General features: G+C 70.1%; 15 protein-coding genes. All 15 read right to left on the reverse strand.

The features are described 5' to 3' along the window. Entirely contained in the window at positions 1 to 1,353 is a 1,353-nt protein-coding gene (nuoH, locus tag ACFHWY_RS13065; RefSeq protein ID WP_416580426.1) for an NADH-quinone oxidoreductase subunit NuoH, read from the reverse strand. Then, the gene (locus ACFHWY_RS13070; RefSeq protein ID WP_416580427.1) at positions 1,350 to 3,818 is read right to left on the reverse strand and encodes an NADH-quinone oxidoreductase subunit G; all 2,469 of its coding nucleotides are present in this window, start codon (positions 3,816 to 3,818) and stop codon (positions 1,350 to 1,352) included. Before ACFHWY_RS13070 ends, nuoH begins: the two co-directional genes overlap by 4 nt. Before the next feature lie 115 nt (positions 3,819 to 3,933). After that, positions 3,934 to 5,250 (reverse strand): NADH-quinone oxidoreductase subunit NuoF, encoded by a 1,317-nt coding sequence (nuoF, locus tag ACFHWY_RS13075; RefSeq protein WP_416580428.1) that lies wholly within the window; start codon positions 5,248 to 5,250, stop codon positions 3,934 to 3,936. After that, positions 5,247 to 6,290 carry an NADH-quinone oxidoreductase subunit NuoE gene (gene nuoE / locus ACFHWY_RS13080; RefSeq protein ID WP_416580429.1) on the reverse strand — a complete coding sequence of 348 codons (1,044 nt, stop codon included), beginning with the start codon at positions 6,288 to 6,290 and terminating at the stop codon, positions 5,247 to 5,249. Before nuoE ends, nuoF begins: the two co-directional genes overlap by 4 nt. Beyond that, positions 6,287 to 7,612 (reverse strand): NADH-quinone oxidoreductase subunit D, encoded by a 1,326-nt coding sequence (locus tag ACFHWY_RS13085; RefSeq protein WP_416580430.1) that lies wholly within the window; start codon positions 7,610 to 7,612, stop codon positions 6,287 to 6,289. Before ACFHWY_RS13085 ends, nuoE begins: the two co-directional genes overlap by 4 nt. Continuing rightward, positions 7,609 to 8,340: an NADH-quinone oxidoreductase subunit C gene (locus ACFHWY_RS13090; RefSeq protein ID WP_416580431.1), complete on the reverse strand. Its 732-nt coding sequence runs from the start codon at positions 8,338 to 8,340 to the stop codon at positions 7,609 to 7,611. The genes ACFHWY_RS13085 and ACFHWY_RS13090 overlap by 4 nt, the downstream gene beginning before the upstream one ends. Beyond that, positions 8,337 to 9,014 (reverse strand): NuoB/complex I 20 kDa subunit family protein, encoded by a 678-nt coding sequence (locus ACFHWY_RS13095; RefSeq protein WP_416580432.1) that lies wholly within the window; start codon positions 9,012 to 9,014, stop codon positions 8,337 to 8,339. Before ACFHWY_RS13095 ends, ACFHWY_RS13090 begins: the two co-directional genes overlap by 4 nt. Before the next feature lie 13 nt (positions 9,015 to 9,027). Continuing rightward, on the reverse strand, positions 9,028 to 9,393 hold the full coding sequence (locus ACFHWY_RS13100) for an NADH-quinone oxidoreductase subunit A (RefSeq protein ID WP_416580433.1): 366 nt from the start codon (positions 9,391 to 9,393) through the stop codon (positions 9,028 to 9,030). Positions 9,394 to 9,502: 109 nt separating this feature from the next. Further along, positions 9,503 to 10,777, reverse strand: coding sequence for a geranylgeranyl reductase family protein (locus tag ACFHWY_RS13105; RefSeq protein ID WP_416580434.1), 1,275 nt, complete (start codon positions 10,775 to 10,777; stop codon positions 9,503 to 9,505). Positions 10,778 to 10,956: 179 nt separating this feature from the next. Further along, positions 10,957 to 11,166: a hypothetical protein gene (locus ACFHWY_RS13110; RefSeq protein ID WP_416580435.1), complete on the reverse strand. Its 210-nt coding sequence runs from the start codon at positions 11,164 to 11,166 to the stop codon at positions 10,957 to 10,959. Positions 11,167 to 11,226: 60 nt separating this feature from the next. After that, complete coding sequence (locus ACFHWY_RS13115) at positions 11,227 to 11,937, reverse strand: demethylmenaquinone methyltransferase (protein ID WP_416580436.1); 711 nt, start codon at positions 11,935 to 11,937, stop codon at positions 11,227 to 11,229. Positions 11,938 to 12,072: 135 nt separating this feature from the next. Further along, positions 12,073 to 12,360 carry a hypothetical protein gene (locus ACFHWY_RS13120; protein WP_416580437.1) on the reverse strand — a complete coding sequence of 96 codons (288 nt, stop codon included), beginning with the start codon at positions 12,358 to 12,360 and terminating at the stop codon, positions 12,073 to 12,075. Between the two features lie 345 nt (positions 12,361 to 12,705). Beyond that, entirely contained in the window at positions 12,706 to 13,896 is a 1,191-nt protein-coding gene (mqnC, locus tag ACFHWY_RS13125) for a cyclic dehypoxanthinyl futalosine synthase (protein WP_416580438.1), read from the reverse strand. An 85-nt stretch (positions 13,897 to 13,981) separates the two neighbouring features. Continuing rightward, positions 13,982 to 15,142 (reverse strand): 2Fe-2S iron-sulfur cluster-binding protein, encoded by a 1,161-nt coding sequence (locus tag ACFHWY_RS13130; RefSeq protein WP_416580439.1) that lies wholly within the window; start codon positions 15,140 to 15,142, stop codon positions 13,982 to 13,984. After that, complete coding sequence (gene paaD, locus ACFHWY_RS13135; RefSeq protein WP_416580440.1) at positions 15,139 to 15,615, reverse strand: 1,2-phenylacetyl-CoA epoxidase subunit PaaD; 477 nt, start codon at positions 15,613 to 15,615, stop codon at positions 15,139 to 15,141. The genes ACFHWY_RS13130 and paaD overlap by 4 nt, the downstream gene beginning before the upstream one ends. Positions 15,616 to 15,630 lie beyond the last annotated feature (15 nt).

Raw genomic sequence — 15,630 nt, forward strand, 5'->3', positions numbered from 1 at the left:
TCACACCTCCTCCGTGTCCTGGCCGGCGGGAACGTTGGCCGGCTCCCGCTCGGCGACCATGCGCCGGGTACGCGGGCTCGGTGGTACCTGCAGATCCATCGGGGGCAGCGGGAAGCTGCCCGGCGGTCGGTTCTCGACCTGCTCGGTGAGGCTCGGCTGCGGCTGCGGCTTGCGGCTCGGCCAGAACAGCGCGGCGAGCAGGACGAGGCCGGCCGGGATGCCGATGGCGTACATCCGGCTCGTGGTGTCCCAGTCGTCGATGGTGCGCAGGCCGGCGAGGAGCACGATCCAGACCAGGCTGATCGGGATGAGTACCTTCCAGCCGAGGCGCATGAACTGGTCGTACCGTAGTCGGGGCAGTGTGCCGCGCAGCCACACGAAGACGAAGACCAGCAGGACGACCTTGGCGAAGAACCAGAGGAGCGGCCACCAGCCGGAGTTGGCGCCCGACCACAGGGTGATCGGCCACGGCGCGTGCCAGCCACCCAGGAAGAGCGTCACGGTGAAGGCCGACATGGTCACCATCGCGACGTACTCGCTGAGCATGATCAGCGCGAACTTGAGCGAGCTGTACTCCGTCATGAAGCCGGCGACCAGCTCCGACTCCGCCTCGGGCAGGTCGAACGGCGGCCGGTTGGTCTCGCCGACGATAGAGATGAAGAAGACCACGAAGCTGGGGAAGAGCAGCAGGGCGTACCAGCCCGGCGCTCGGATGTCGGCGCCGAACAGGCTGAACTGGGTGCCGTCGCCCTGGGCGGCCACGATCTCACTGGTGGACATCGTGCCGGCCAGCATGAACACCGCCACGATGGACAGCCCCAGCGCCACCTCGTAGGAGATCAGCTGGGCCGTCGAGCGCAGGCCGCCGAGCAGCGGGTAGGTGGAGCCGGAGGCCCAGCCGGCGAGCACGATGCCGTAGACCGCCATCGACGAGCAGGCGAGCACCACCAGCACCGCCACCGGCACATCGGTAACCTGCAGCGGCGTCTGGTGGCCGAAGATGCTCACCATCGGGCCGAAGGGGATCACCGAGAGCGCGGTGACCGCGCAGATGACCGAGATGGCCGGGGCGAAGAAGTAGACGACCTTGTCTGCCGAGCGCGGAAGGATGTCCTCCTTGAAGGCCATCTTCAGGCCGTCGGCGAGGGTCTGCAGCAGCCCGAACGGGCCGAGCTGGTTGGGGCCCGGCCGCACCTGCATGAAGCCCACGACCCGCCGCTCGAACCACACGCCCAGCAACGTGCCGAGCAGGGCGACCAGGAAGGCGAAGACGATCTTGCCGAGGACCAGCCACCACGGGTCATGGCCGAAATCGCTCAGCGACGGCGCCTGGGCGAGGTAGCTCGTGGTCACTGTGCCCGCCTTTCGTTCGCGTCCACGCCCGCCGGCTCCGTCGTTCCGGGTACGGAGATCCGCACCACCGCGCCGGAGGTCGCGCCCAGGCTGCGCCGCACGGTCGCGCCGGGCGAGTTGGTGGGCAGCCAGACCACGCCGTCCGGCATCTCGGTGATCACCGCCGGAAGGGTCAACGCCCCCCGGTCGGTGCCCACCGTCACCGGTTCGCCGTCGGCGACACCGAGCGCCTCGGCGCTACCCCTGCCCAGCCGGACCACCGGCGGGCGCGCGGTGCCACCCAGGTGCTCGTCACCGTCGGTCAGGCTGCCCAGGTCGACGAGCTGGTGCCAGGTCGCCAGGACCGCCTCGCCGGGCCCGAGCTGCGCGACCGTGCCCGGCTCGACCGTGGGGACGGCCGGGCGTCCCACCCGGGTCGCCGGCAGGCTGCCCAGCTCACGCCGGACGGACGGCACGTCTCCGGTACCCAGCCGGACGTCCAGCTGGGCCGCCAGCGCGTCGAGCACGCGGCCGTCGGTCATCGCGGCGGTGTCGAGTACCGCCTCGAAGGGACGCAGCCGGCCTTCCCAGTCCAGGAAGCTGCCGGCCTTCTCGACCACCGGCGCGACCGGCAGGACGACGTTCGCCCGGCGGGTCACCGCGCTGGCCCGCAGCTCCAGGCTGACCAGGAACGGCACCGTATCCAGGGCCTGCTCGGCCAGGCGCGGGTCGGCCAGGTCCGCCGGGTCCACCCCGGCCACCACCAGCGCGCCGATCTGGCCCGCGGAGGTGGCGGCGATAATGCCGTCGGTGTCCCGGCCCGCCTGGCTCGGGATCGCCCCGGCCGGAAAGTCCCACGCCTCACCCAGTTCCGTGCGGGCGGCCGGCTCGGTCACCAGCCGCCCGCCGGGCAGCAGGTTCGGCAGGCAGCCGGTGTCGACGGCGCCACGGTCACCCGCACGCCGCGGCACCCAGGCCAGCTTCGCGCCGGTACGCGCGGCCACCTCGGCGGCGGCGGAAAGGCCACCGGGCACGGTGGCCAGCCGCTCGCCCACGATCAGGATGGCACCCTCGGCGCTGAGCGCCTCAGCGACCGTGGCGTGCTCGGCGAGCACGCCGGCCTCCTCGCCGGGCACCACCCGGGCCAGCTTGGCGCCGAGCTTCTCCAGGCCACGGGTGGCGAACGGCGCGATCGCGTACACCTTCAGCCTGTTCTTCAGGTACGCCTTGCGCAGCCGGAGGAAGAGGATCGGGCACTCTTCCTCCGGCTCCAGGCCGACCAGCACCACGGCGGGAGCGTTCTCGACGTCGGTGTAGGTGACGTCGGTGCTGCCGGCGACGTTGCTGGCCAGGAAGTCGGCCTCCTCGCGGGAGACCGGGCGGGCCCGGAAGTCGATGTCGTTGGTGTGCAGCGCGACGCGGGCGAACTTGGCGTACGCGTATGCGTCCTCGACGGTCAGCCGACCACCGGTGAGCACCGCCGCGCCCTGGCCGGTGTCCCGAGCGGCACGCAGCCCTTCGGCGGCGACGCTGAGCGCCTCACTCCAGGACGCCTCTCGCAGCTCACCGGTGCGCTCGTCGCGTACCAGCGGGGTGGTCAGCCGGTCGGCGGCGCGCGCGTACTGGAAGCCCCACCGGCCCTTGTCGCAGTTCCATTCCTCGTTGACCTGCGGGTCGTCGCCGGCCAGCCGGCGCATCACCTTGCCCCGCCGCCAGTCGGTGCGCTGGGCACAGCCGGCCGAGCAGTGCTCGCAGACGCTCGGGCTGGAGACCAGGTCGAACGGGCGGGCGCGGAACCGGTACTGGGTGCCGGTCAGCGCGCCGACCGGGCAGATCTGCACGGTGTTGCCGGAGAAGTACGAGTTGAAGGGGACGTCGCCTTCCTCACCCTCGGTCCCGTACTCCTCGTCCCGGTAGATGTTGATTTCTTCGGCGGAGGAGCGGTTCATCAGGTCGATGAACTTGTCGCCCGCGATCTCGTCGGAGAACCGGGTGCAGCGCTGGCAGAGCACACACCGCTCGCGGTCGAGGAGCACCTGGGTGCTGATCGGCAGTGGCTTCGGGTACTCCCGCTTGTGCTCGTGGAACCGGGAGTCGGTGCGGCCGGTCGACATCGCCTGGTTCTGCAGCGGGCACTCACCGCCCTTGTCGCACATCGGGCAGTCGAGCGGGTGGTTCACCAGCAGCAACTCCATGATCCCCTCCTGCGCCTTCTTGGCGACCGGGGAGGTGAGCTGGGTACGGACCACCATGCCGTCGGCGACCGCCTGGGTGCAGGAGGCGACGGGCTTGCGTTGCCCCTCCACCTCCACCAGGCACTGCCGGCAGGCACCGGCCGGAGCCAGCAGCGGATGGTCGCAGAACCGGGGGATCTCGGTGCCGAGCTGCTCGGCGACCCGGATCAGCAGCGCCCCCTTGGCGGCGGTGACCTCGACGCCGTCGATGGTGAGGGTGACCGTATCGGTCGACTTGGCAACGTCCGTCACAGTGCTCGCCTTTCGCTAGCGGCTGCGCAGGTGTCTGCTCGCGACTGCGGGGCTCGCTGCGCTCTTTCCTCGCGCTCGCGGCCAGGGCCCGCCCCGCTCGCTCCTCGCACTCGCATCAGTGCGCTCCCACCAACTGCTTGTCGGACAACTTCGGCGCGGTCCGTCCCTCGATGTAGTCGAGGTAGTCCTGCTTGAAGTACTTCAGTGACGAGGTCACCGGGCTGGTGGCACCGTCACCCAGACCGCAGAACGAGCGACCGAGGATGTTGTCGCAGGTGTCGAGGAGGGTGTCCAGGTCGGCCTGGGTGCCGGTGCCCGCGAGGATGCGCCGGTAGACCCTGACCATCCAGTAGTTGCCCTCCCGGCACGGGGTGCACTTGCCGCACGACTCGTGGTGGTAGAACTCCAGCCACCGGTAGGTCGCGTAGACGGGGCAGTCCTGGTCGGAGAAAATCTGGGTGGCGGTGGTACCGAGAATCGAGCCGGCGGCGGCCACCCCCTCGAAGTCCAACGGCACGTCCAGGTGCTCTGCGGTGAGCAGCGGGGTCGACGATCCGCCCGGGGTCCAGAATTTCAGGTTGTGTCCCGCCTGCATCCCGCCGGCCAGCTCAATCAGCTCACGCAGCGTGATGCCGAGACCGCACTCGTACTGGCCGGGGTCAACGATCCGGCCGGAGAGCGAGTAGATCATCGGGCCGGCGGACTTCTCGGTGCCCATCGACTTCCACCAGTCCGCGCCACCGAGCACGACGTACGGCACGCTGGCGATGGTGCCCACGTTGTTGACGACGGTGGGGCTGGCGTACAGGCCGTGGGTGGCCGGGAACGGCGGGCGCAGCCTGGGCTGTCCCCGGAAACCCTCAAGCGAGTCGAGCAGCGCGGTCTCCTCACCGCAGATGTACGCCCCGGCGCCGGAGTGCACGACCAGGTCCAGATCGAAGCCCGAGCCGAGGATGTCGCGTCCGAGGAAGCCCTTGGCGTACGCCTCCTTCACCGCGTTGCGTAGCCGGCGCGCGGCGTGCACGGCCTCGCCCCGGATGTAGATGTAGGCCCGACTCGCCCGGATCGCGTACGACGCGATGATCACGCCTTCGACCAGCGAGTGCGGGTCATGGGTCATCAGCGGAAGGTCCTTGCAGGTGCCCGGCTCACCCTCGTCGGCGTTGACCACGAGGTAGTGCGGCTTGCCGTCACCCTGCGGGATGAAGCCCCACTTCAGACCGGTGGGGAACCCGGCACCACCACGACCGCGCAGCCCGGAGTCCTTGATGAGCTGGATCAGGTCGTCCGGGTGCGCCTTGAGCGCCTTGCGCAGCGCGGCGTAGCCGTCCAACTTCTCGTAGGTGCCGATGCTCCAGGCGTCCGGCGACAGCCAGCGCCTGGTGAGCACCGGCGTCAGCTTGGCTAGGGTTTCCGGCGCGGGCGTGGTCACTTGTGGGCCCCCTTGTCGTTCGCGGAGCCCTGGCCGCTGCCGGTGGACTCGGCTTCCCTGAGGTTGCGCTCCTGCGCCTGCGCGTCGTCGCCGGCCGGCTTGCCGTCGCCGGCCGGCCGGTTGGCCGCCGAGCCGGCGGCCTGGGCCGCCTGAGCGTCACCTGACGCGGGCGCAGCGCCGTCGACCGGGACCTTGGTGCCCGGAGCGTCCGGCACGGCCGTCTTCGCGTCCGGCTGCCGGGTTTCGGCGGTACGCACCTGCGGCGACTTGCGGTCCGGTGCCGGCACGTCGGGCGCGGTGCTGCCGGTCGGCGTCGCCTTCGCCGGGGTGGCCGGGGCGGGCTGGTCGCCCGCCTTGCCGCTGCGGATCGGGGTGTTCGGGTCGAAGCCCGGCGCCGAGACGCCGTGCTGCTGGGCCAGCCGCAGGCCGCGCAGGCTCGGCTCGCCCGGCACACCGTCGGCGACGGCACCCTCCCGATCGTCGGCGAAGCCGGCGAGCTGGACCGCCATCTCCTTCAGCGTGCAGAGGCGGGCACCCCGGCTCGGCGTGGGCCGGTCGCCGGCGCGCAACTCGTCGACGAGTCCCACCGCGGTCTGCGGGTCGACCTGGTCGAAGAAGTCGTAGTTGACGGTCAGCACCGGGCCGTAGTCGCAGGCCGCCAGGCACTCGGCGTGCTCCAGGGTGACCTTGCCGTCGGCGGTGGTCTCGTCGTGCCCGACGCCGAGGTGCTCGGCGAGGGTGTCGTAGACCTGCTGGCCGCCGAGCACGTTGCACAAGGTGTTGGTGCAGACGCTGACCAGCCAGTCGCCGGTGGGCCGGCGCTTGTACATGGTGTAGAAGCTGGCCACCGCACCGACCTGGGCCTTGTTCAGACCGAGCACCTCGGCGCAGAACGCGACGCCGGCCGGGGAGACGTAGCCCTCCTCGGCCTGCACGAGGTGCAGCAGCGGCAGCAGGGCAGAACGAGACCGGTCCGCCGGGTATCGGGCGATGATCTCCCGTGCCCTGGTCCGCGTCTCGTCAGTGAAAACCGTGGTCACCGGTCACAACCTCCCATTACCGGGTCCAGCGAGGCGCCGCCGGCGATCACGTCGGCGATCAGGCCACCCTCGGCCATCGCGGGCAGGGCCTGGAGGTTGACGAAGCTCGGCTCCCGGTAGTGCACCCGGTACGGCCGGGTCCCGCCGTCGGAGACGGCGTGCACGCCCAGCTCACCGCGAGGCGCCTCGATACCCACGTACACCTGGCCCGGCGGCACCCGGAAGCCCTCTGTCACCAGCTTGAAGTGGTGGATCAGGGATTCCATCGACTGACCCATGATCTTCGCGACGTGCTCCAGCGAGTTACCCATGCCGTCGACACCGATGGCCAGCTGCGCCGGCCAGGCGATCTTCTTGTCGGCCACCATCACCGGGCCGGGCCTGAGCCGGTCCAGGGCCTGCTCGACCAGCTTGAGCGACTCCCGGATCTCCGCTAGCCGCACCAGGTAACGGCCCCACACGTCGCCGTCGGTGTGGGTCGGCACGTCGAATTCGTACGTCTCGTAGCCGCAGTACGGCATCGTCTTGCGCAGGTCCCAGGCCAGCCCGGCCGAGCGGAGCACCGGACCGGTGACGCCCAGCGCCACACAGGCGGTCACGTCGAGCACCCCCACGTTCCGCGTCCGCTCCAACCAGATCGGCTGGCCGGAGAGCAGGTCCTCGTACTCCTTGAGCCGCTTCGGCATGAGCTTGAGGAATTCGCGGATCTTGACGATCGCCTCGTCCGGCACGTCCTGGGCCACTCCACCCGGCCGGACGTACGCGTGGTTCATCCGCAGGCCGGTGATCAGCTCGAAGATCTCCAGGATGTACTCGCGTTCCCGGAAGCCGTAGAGCATGATCGAGATTGCGCCCAGCTCCATGCCGGTGGTGGCCAGCCACACCAGGTGCGAGGAGATCCGGTTCAGCTCCATCATGAGCACCCGGATGGTGTTGGCCCGCTCGGTCACGTCGTCGGTGATACCGAGCAGCTTCTCCACCGCGAGGGAGTACGCCGTCTCGTTGAAGATCGGGGCGAGGTAGTCCATCCGGGTCACGAAGGTCGAACCCTGGACCCAGTTGCGGTACTCGAGGTTCTTCTCGATGCCGGTGTGCAGGTAGCCGACGACCGAACGGACCTCCCGGACCGTCTCGCCCTCCAACTCCAGGATCAGCCGGAGCACGCCGTGCGTGGACGGGTGCTGCGGGCCCATGTTGACGACGATCCGACCCTCGTTGATCGGGTCGACGCCGGACACGACGTCGTCCCAGTCCCCGCCGGTCACGGTGAAGACCCGACCCTCGGTGGTGTCGCGTTCGGTGGCGTAGTTGGACCCGGTCATTGGTAAGACCTCCGCTTGTCGGGCGGCGGGATCTCAGCGCCCTTGTACTCCACGGGCACGCCGCCGAGGGGGTAGTCCTTGCGCTGCGGGTGACCTTCCCAGTCGTCCGGCATGAGGATGCGGGTCAGCGCCGGGTGGCCGTCGAAGACGATGCCGAACATGTCGTACGCCTCCCGCTCCTGCCAGTCGGCTGTCGGGTAGACGGCGGTGACGCTGGGCAGGTGCGGCTCCTCGACGGAGACGGCGGCCTCCAGCCGGACCAGCCGCCGGTAGGTCATCGAGGTCAACTGGTAGACGACGTGTAGTCGGCGCTCGTCGGCGCCCAGGTAATCCACGCCGGAGACCGAGGAACACAGCTCGAAGCGCAGCGCCGGGTCGTCCCGCATCACCTGGCAGACCTCGGCGATCCGCTCCGGGCGGATGTGCAGGGTCAGCTCGCCCCGGTCGACCACCACCTGCTCGATCGCCTCACCGAAGGCCGGGTACGCCTCCTCCAGCGCATCGTGCACCTCGTCGAAGTAGCCACCGAACGGCCGGGCCGCATGCTCGACGGCGCGCGACGGCCGGACCAAACCGCCGAAGCCGGAAACGTCGCCGGTGCCCTGGTTGCCGAACATGCCTCGGCCGGCCGGTGCGGCCGGCGGGAACTCGGCGGGCGCACCGCTGGTCGCGCCGGCGGGCGTCACCGGAACCGGCACGCCACCGGTGGTCGGCTTGGAGTCAGTCACTTGATCCCCCGATACGGCTGGAGGTGGTTCTGGGTGTTCATCCAGTTCTCGATCCGCAACTGCTCCTCGCGACCCTCGCGGACGGCCTTCGTCCACTCGGCCCGCCGGGCCTTGTCGTTGCGGTACGACGAGGGCATCGAGCCGTACGGCACCACCGGCACGTCACCGCGCGCCTCGCGGGCCGCCAGCATCTTGCGGCCGTTCGGGCCGAGCGGCTCGTGGCCGATCTTCTCGCGCAGTTTGAGGATCGCGTCGATGAGCATCTCCGGCCGCGGCGGGCAGCCCGGTAGGTACATGTCGACCGGCACGACGTGGTCGACGCCCTGCACGATCGCGTAGTTGTTGAACATGCCGCCGCTGCTCGCGCAGACACCCATCGAGAGCACCCAGCGGGGCTCGGCCATCTGGTCGTAGATCTGGCGCAGCACCGGGGCCATCTTCTGGCTGACCCGGCCGGCGACGATCATCAGGTCGGCCTGCCGGGGCGAGGCCCGGAAGACCTCCATGCCCCACCGGCCCATGTCGTAGTGCGGGCCACCGGCGGCCATCATCTCGATGGCGCAGCAGGCCAGGCCGAACGTGGCGCCCCAGACCGACGACTTGCGCGACCAGTTGACCAGCTTCTCCACCGAGGTGAGCAGGACGCCGGCGGGAAGTTTCTCCTCGATACCCATTGCGGTTCCTCCCTCAGTCCCAGTCCAGGCCGCCGCGGCGCCACTCGTAGGCGTACGCGACGAAGACGGCACCGATGAACACCAACATGGCGACGAACCCGAAGACCGGCAGGATGTCGAAGGAGACCGCCCACGGGTAAAGGAAGATCATTTCCACGTCGAAGACGATGAACAGCATCGCGGTCAGGTAGAACTTGATCGGGAACCGGGTTCCGCCGATCGGCTGCGGGCTGGGCTCGATCCCACATTCATAGGCGTCGAGCTTTGCCCTGTTGTAGCGACGGGGCCCGGCGAACCGGGCGGCGGCTATCGAGAAAAGCGCGAAAGCCGCAGCGAGGGCGAACAGCCCAATGATGGGTACGTAAGGCGAGAGCGACATCTTCTTCTCCTGCTCGTCCTTCCCTGCCCTCGTTCGTTGGCAAAATTCACACTATTCACATCCCACCCGGCGACCGTCGGCGGGGGTGGACCTTACCCGTGCCGCGCCCCTAAACGGTGGGCGCTACCCGGGTCATCGCATTGATCACCCGGTCCATCGCGTCACCGCCACGCGGGTCGGTGAGGTTGGCGAGCAGCTTGAGCACGAAGCGCATCAGGGTCGGATGAGGCATGCCGTGCTTCGTCGCCACGCGCATGATCTCCGGCCGACCGATCAGCTTCACGAAGACCCCACCGAGCCGGTAGTAGCCGCCGAACCGGGCCTTCAACTCCTGCGGATACGCCATCAGCGCACGCTCCCGCTCGACGCCCGCCGGCCGGGCCAGCGCCTGGACCGCGATTTCCGCAGCCAGCTCGCCGGACTCCATCGCGTACGCGATGCCCTCACCGTTGAACGGGTTGACCATGCCGCCGGAGTCGCCGACCAGCATGGCCCCCCTGGTGTAGTGGGGCACCCGGTTGAACCCCATCGGCAGCGCCGCGCCGAGGATCGATCCCTCGGCGTTGGTCTCGTCGGTCATCCCCCACTCCGGCGGGGTGTTGGCCAGCCAGTCGGTGAGCAGCCGCCGGTAGTTGGTCTTCCCGAAGGCCGAGGACGAGTTGAGGATGCCGAGCCCCACGTTGACCCGGCCGTCACCCAGGCCGAAGATCCAGCCGTACCCGGGCAGCAGCGCGTTGGTCTCCTTGGCCCGCAGTTCCAGCCAGGACTCCAGGTAACTGTCGTCGTGTCGGGCGACGGAGCGGTAGTAGCGCCGCACCGCCACACCGATCGGGCGATCCTCCCGCTTGGCCAGCCCGAGAGCGAGTGGGAAACGGCCGGAGACGCCGTCCGCGGCGACCACCAGCGGGGCATGGAAGGATGCGGGGGCCTTGTCCGGGCCGTCCTCGGCCTGCACCCCGATCACCCGGCCGTCGCCGTTCAGCACCGGCCCGATGACGTTCACGCTGGTACGCAGCTTGGCGCCGGCGGCCACGGCCCGCTGGGCGAGCAGGTCGTCGAAGTCGAGCCGGGTGCGGACCAGGCCGTAGTTGGGGAAGCTGGCCAGGTCGGGCCAGTCCAGCTCCAGCCGGACGCCGCCGCCGATCACCCGCAGGCCCCGGTTGTGCAGCCAGCCCGCCTCCGGTGAGGTGTCCACACCCATCCGGATCAGCTGCCGGACCGCGCGCGGGGTCAGCCCGTCACCGCAGACCTTCTCCCGGGGGAACTCGGTCTTCTCCAGCAGCAGCACGCGTACGCCGTGCCGGGCCAGGTGGTACGCGGTTGCCGACCCACCGGGACCGGCGCCCACGACGATCACGTCGGCGTCGTTCTCCACCGCGGCCATCCGAGCCTCCTCCCCGTCACGCTCGTGAAATGCTTCACAAGCCAGCCGGGACGAGTCTATGACCGACGGCATACGCTCGCCTTGTTAGGGCGGCCTAACCTGCCGAAAGTGCGGAAGGGCCCTGTCGACGCCTCAGGCAGAACAGGAGCCCCTGGTGAACACCGCGCCCGAGTAGGCGCTCAGCGACGCACCGGGCCGGCGCTGTCCAGGGCGGCCAGGATGGTCTCCGGCAACTGCTCGCGCAGCGCGCCGCCAGCGGCCCGGTCCAGGGCCGCCAGCACCTCGGACACCACCTGGCGCACGTCGGCAGGATCCGCACCAGCCAGGTGCCGGAGCTGTTCGACCAGCTCTGCGGCGTCGCCGATGGCCATATCGTTCGGATCCGTCATGCCGGCCAGCTTAAGGCAAGAAACAGATCATATCGGCTCAATTCTCCTAAATTCCGGAGATCACTCCCGGGTAGCCCGATGTAGGGCCACCACCCCGCCGGTCAGGTTGCGCCACGCCACCCCGCCCCAACCCGCCGCACCAACCCGCGCCGCCAGCGCCGGCTGATTTGGCCAGGCGCGAATCGACTCGGCGAGGTAGACGTACGCGTCGGGGTTGCTGGAGACCGCCCGCGCCACCGCCGGCAGCGAACGCATCAGGTACGACAGGTAGACGGTGCGGAAGGCCGGGTTGACCGGAGTGCTGAACTCGCAGACCACCAGCCGGCCGCCCGGCCGGGTCACCCGGGCCAGCTCGCGCAGCACAGCGTCGGCGTCGTTGACGTTGCGCAACGCAAAAGAGATCGTCACCGCGTCGAAGCTGGCGTCGGCGAACGGCAGCCGCAGCGCGTCCCCGGCCAGCAGCGGCACCCGGGAGCGGCGGCGCTTCCCGGCGTACAACATGCCCAGGGACAGATCGGCGCCCACCGCGTACGCCCCGGAGTGGGCGAGTTCCTCGGTGGACACACCGGTGCCCGCGCCCACGTCGAGCACCCGGTCCCCGGGGCGCGGGTCGATGGCGACCCGGGTGGCGCGCCGCCACGAGCGGTCCTGCCCGAAGGAGAGGACGGTGTTGGCCAGGTCGTAGCGGGCCGCGACGCCGTCGAACATCGCGGCGACCTCGTGCGGCTGCTTGTCCAGGCTGGCGCGCTGGCCCTTCGGGGTACGGCTCACTCCACCACTCTGCCAGCCCGACGCCGGACGCCCCGGCCAGGGTCACCGGAACAGTACGGGCGGGATGGTCACCCATCCCGCCCGCACTGCCCTGCGTTATGTGAACGGCCCACACGGGCCGATGGAGAACGAACGTCAGCCGTTGGTCTTCTCGTCGCCCGGGGCTACCAGAACCACCCGGCGACGGCGGGACACCAGGAACATGGCCACGCCGGCGCCCAGCACACCCGCGCCGACAGCACCGATCAGGCCGACCTGCACACCGGTGCCCGGCAGGCCGGGGCCGTCGCCGAAGCCGCCCTTGGCGGCCACGACCACCGCGAAGTCGTCGGTGTTGTCGCTCGGGTCGACGCCGGCACCCGAGAGACCGCTGCATAGAGGTGTCTCCCCGTGGGATGAAAGGAAACGTACGGGCGGGGACATTAGCGCCCGACGCTCACCCCCGCCACCCCGCAGCACACCGGCCACCAGCTGCTCAGCTAATGGCTACTTAAGGATTGTCCGGATTGATGGGCCTTGCTGCCCGACCGCGACCCGCCAACCGGCCGACCCGCACCGGGGCTTCGAACCAGATGGATGATCCGCGTGAGCCGTTCGGCTGACAACCCGATCAAGCGCCGCCGTGACGCAACGCCCGGCCAGCGACAACACACCGTAGCCGACCATCACCGTCCCCGCCGGACAGAAGCCCGCGACACCGCAGACCGCCGTCCCGCACCGGTAGCCCCCGAGATACCGCGGCCCGGGCTCGGCACGGTTGCGCGTCGGTCAGCTCGCCTCGACCAGCGGCAGCGAGCGGCCGGCTCCGCCACCGGGCAGCGCGATCGAGGAGAAATGTGAGACGACCCGGTCGTCGCTGGGATCGTCGGCGGGCGTGGCGTGGACGGCCAACCGGTTGTAGAGCGTGTCCCGCTGGGCGGGGATCCGGTCGGCGGAGCGGATCATGCCGATCAGGTCGTGCAGGTTGGAGCGGTGCCGGGCACCGGCCGAGGAGATGACGTTCTCCTCCAGCATGATGGAGCCGAGATCGTCGACACCCATGTGCAGCGCCACCTGGCCTGCGTCCTTGCCGGTGGTCAGCCAGGACGCCTGTAGGTGCGGCACGGTCTCGAAGAACAGCCGGGCCACCGCCACCAACCGCAGGTACTCCAGGGTCGTCGCCTGGGTGCGGCCCTTGAGGTGGTTGTTCTCCGGCTGGTACGTCCACGGGATGAAAGCCCGGAAGCCCCGGGTCCGGTCCTGCACGTCCCGGATCATCCGCAGGTGCTCGATCCGTTCGGCGGCCGTCTCGCCGGTGCCCATCATCATGGTCGCGGTCGACTCGATGCCCTGCCGGTGGGCCAGCTCCATGACCTCCAGCCAGCGCTCGCCCGACTCCTTCAGCGGGGCGATCGCCCGGCGCGGGCGCTCCGGCAACATCTCCGCGCCGGCACCGGCGATCGAGTCCAGGCCGGCGGCCTTGATCCGGGCGATCGCCTCGTCCAGGCTCACGCCGGAGACCTTGGCCATGTGCAGGATCTCGCTCGGCCCGATCGAGTGGATGGCGAGCTGCGGGTATGCCTCCTTGACCGAGGAGAACAGCTCCTCGTAGTACTCCACCCCGTAGTCCGGGTGGTGGCCGCCCTGGAGCATGACCTGGGTGGCGCCCAACTCGACCGCCTCGCCGCAGCGGCGCAGGATCTCCTCGGTCGGATGGGTCCACCCCTCCTTGTGCTTGGGCGCACGGTAGAAGGCGCAGAACTTGCAGGCCGTCACGCAGACGTTGGTGTAGTTGATGTTGCGGTCGATCAGGTACGTGACGACGTTGTCCGGATACCGCCGACGGCGGACCGTGTCCGCCGCCTCGCCCAGGGCGTGGAAGGGCGCCTCGGTGTAGAGCAGCAGGGCCTCCTCGGGCGTGATCCGCCCGCCGTCCGCGCCGCGCCGCAGGATGTCGTCGATCTCCCGGCTAACCATCACGCCCCCGAGCCTACGTCGAACGCCTGGCCGGCCGCCCTCGCCCCGTCCTGGACGCGAAACACATCCGCTGTCGCCCACGATCACGTCAGGCGTCGTAGTCGATGGCGAGGGTGTCGGTGATCGGGCTGGACTGGCAGGTGAGCACGTAGCCGGCGGCCACCTCGTCAGGTTCCAGCGCATAGTTGCGGGCCATTCGCACCTCACCGGAGACCACCTTCGCCCGGCACGTCGAGCAGACCCCACCCTTACAGGCGTACGGCAGTTCGCCACGGACCTTGAGCGCGGCGTCCAGCACCCGTTCGTCCCGGCGCATCGCGAAGCTCGACGAGCGTCCGTCGAGCAGGATTGTCACGTCCGTGCCACCTGATGACTCGCCGGTACGGAGCACCGGCTCGGGCGGCGCGTCGACGTGGAACAGCTCGAAGTGCACCGCCGGGTCCGGCACGCCCCGTCCGGCGAGCACCGCCCTGGCGTCGGCCACCAGCCCGTACGGGCCGCAGAGGAACCACTCGGCGATCGCGTCGCCGGGCACGATGGTGTCCAGCAGCCGGCCCAGCCGTTCCGCGTCGATCCGGCCCGACAGCAGCGGCGACTCACCCTGCTCCCGGGAGAGCACGTGTGCCAGGTGCAGCCGGGTCGGGTAGCGGTCCTTCAGATCGGCCAGTTCCTCGGCAAACATCACGCTACTGGCCGTGCGGTTGCCGTACACCAGGGTGAAGGTGCTGGCCGGTTCGACGGCCAGGGCGGTCGCGACCAGCGACAGCACCGGGGTGATACCGGAGCCGGCGACGACCGCGCCGTAGCGGCGGGCCCGGTCCGGCGCGAAGGCCGTGGTGAAGTGCCCCAGCGGCGGCAGCACCTGCACGGTGTCGCCGTGCCGTAGCGCCCCGCAGGCGTAGCTGGAGAAAGCACCACCGGGGATCTCCCGCACCCCGATCCGCAACCGTCCGTGCCGCTCCAGCTCCGCCGGGGTGGAGCAGATGGAGTACGAGCGGCGCACGTCCCCGCCGCCCGGCGGGCCTTCGCCCACCCCGGCCTCGACGGCGCCGTCGCTCTCCGCGCCGTCGGCCACCGGCAGCCGTACGGTCAGGTGTTGGCCGGCGCGGAAGGCGAACGTCGCGCGTAGCTCCTCGGGCACCGCGAAGGTGATCGCGACGGCGTCGCCGGTGAGCCGGTCCACGGCGACGACGGGCAGCGGGTGGAACACCGGCCGTCGGCGGGCCGGGCTTGTGATGGTGACAGTCACAGTGCCTTCACGTGGTCGAAGGGTTCGGCGCAGGCGCGGCAGCGCCACAGCGCCTTACAGGCGGTCGAACCGAAGCGACTGATCTGCTCGGTCTCCGGCGAGCCGCAGCGAGGGCAGCGAACGGTGAGGGCCAACGGTACCGCCGGGTCGCGGCGGACCGGAGCGGGTGGGGCGATGCCGGCGACGGCCAGCTTGGCCCGCCCGGCGGCGCTGATCCAGTCGGTGCTCCAGGCCGGGCTGTGCACGGTGCGTACCTCGGCATCCCGGTGACCGGCGACGGCCAGCGCGCGGCGGATGTCCGCCCGGATGACGTCCATCGCCGGGCAGCCGGTATAGGTCGGAGTGATGGTCACCACCACCTGCCCGGTACCTGGATCCTCCTCCACCGACCGCAGGACGCCGAGATCCTCGATGGTGACGACCCGGATCTCCGGGTCCACCACCGCCGCCACCGCGTCCCACGCGCCGGTCACCGGCGGACCTTTCGG

It is taken from the genome of Micromonospora sp. LOL_024 (genome assembly GCF_048060415.1).
Classification (GTDB): domain Bacteria; phylum Actinomycetota; class Actinomycetes; order Mycobacteriales; family Micromonosporaceae; genus Micromonospora.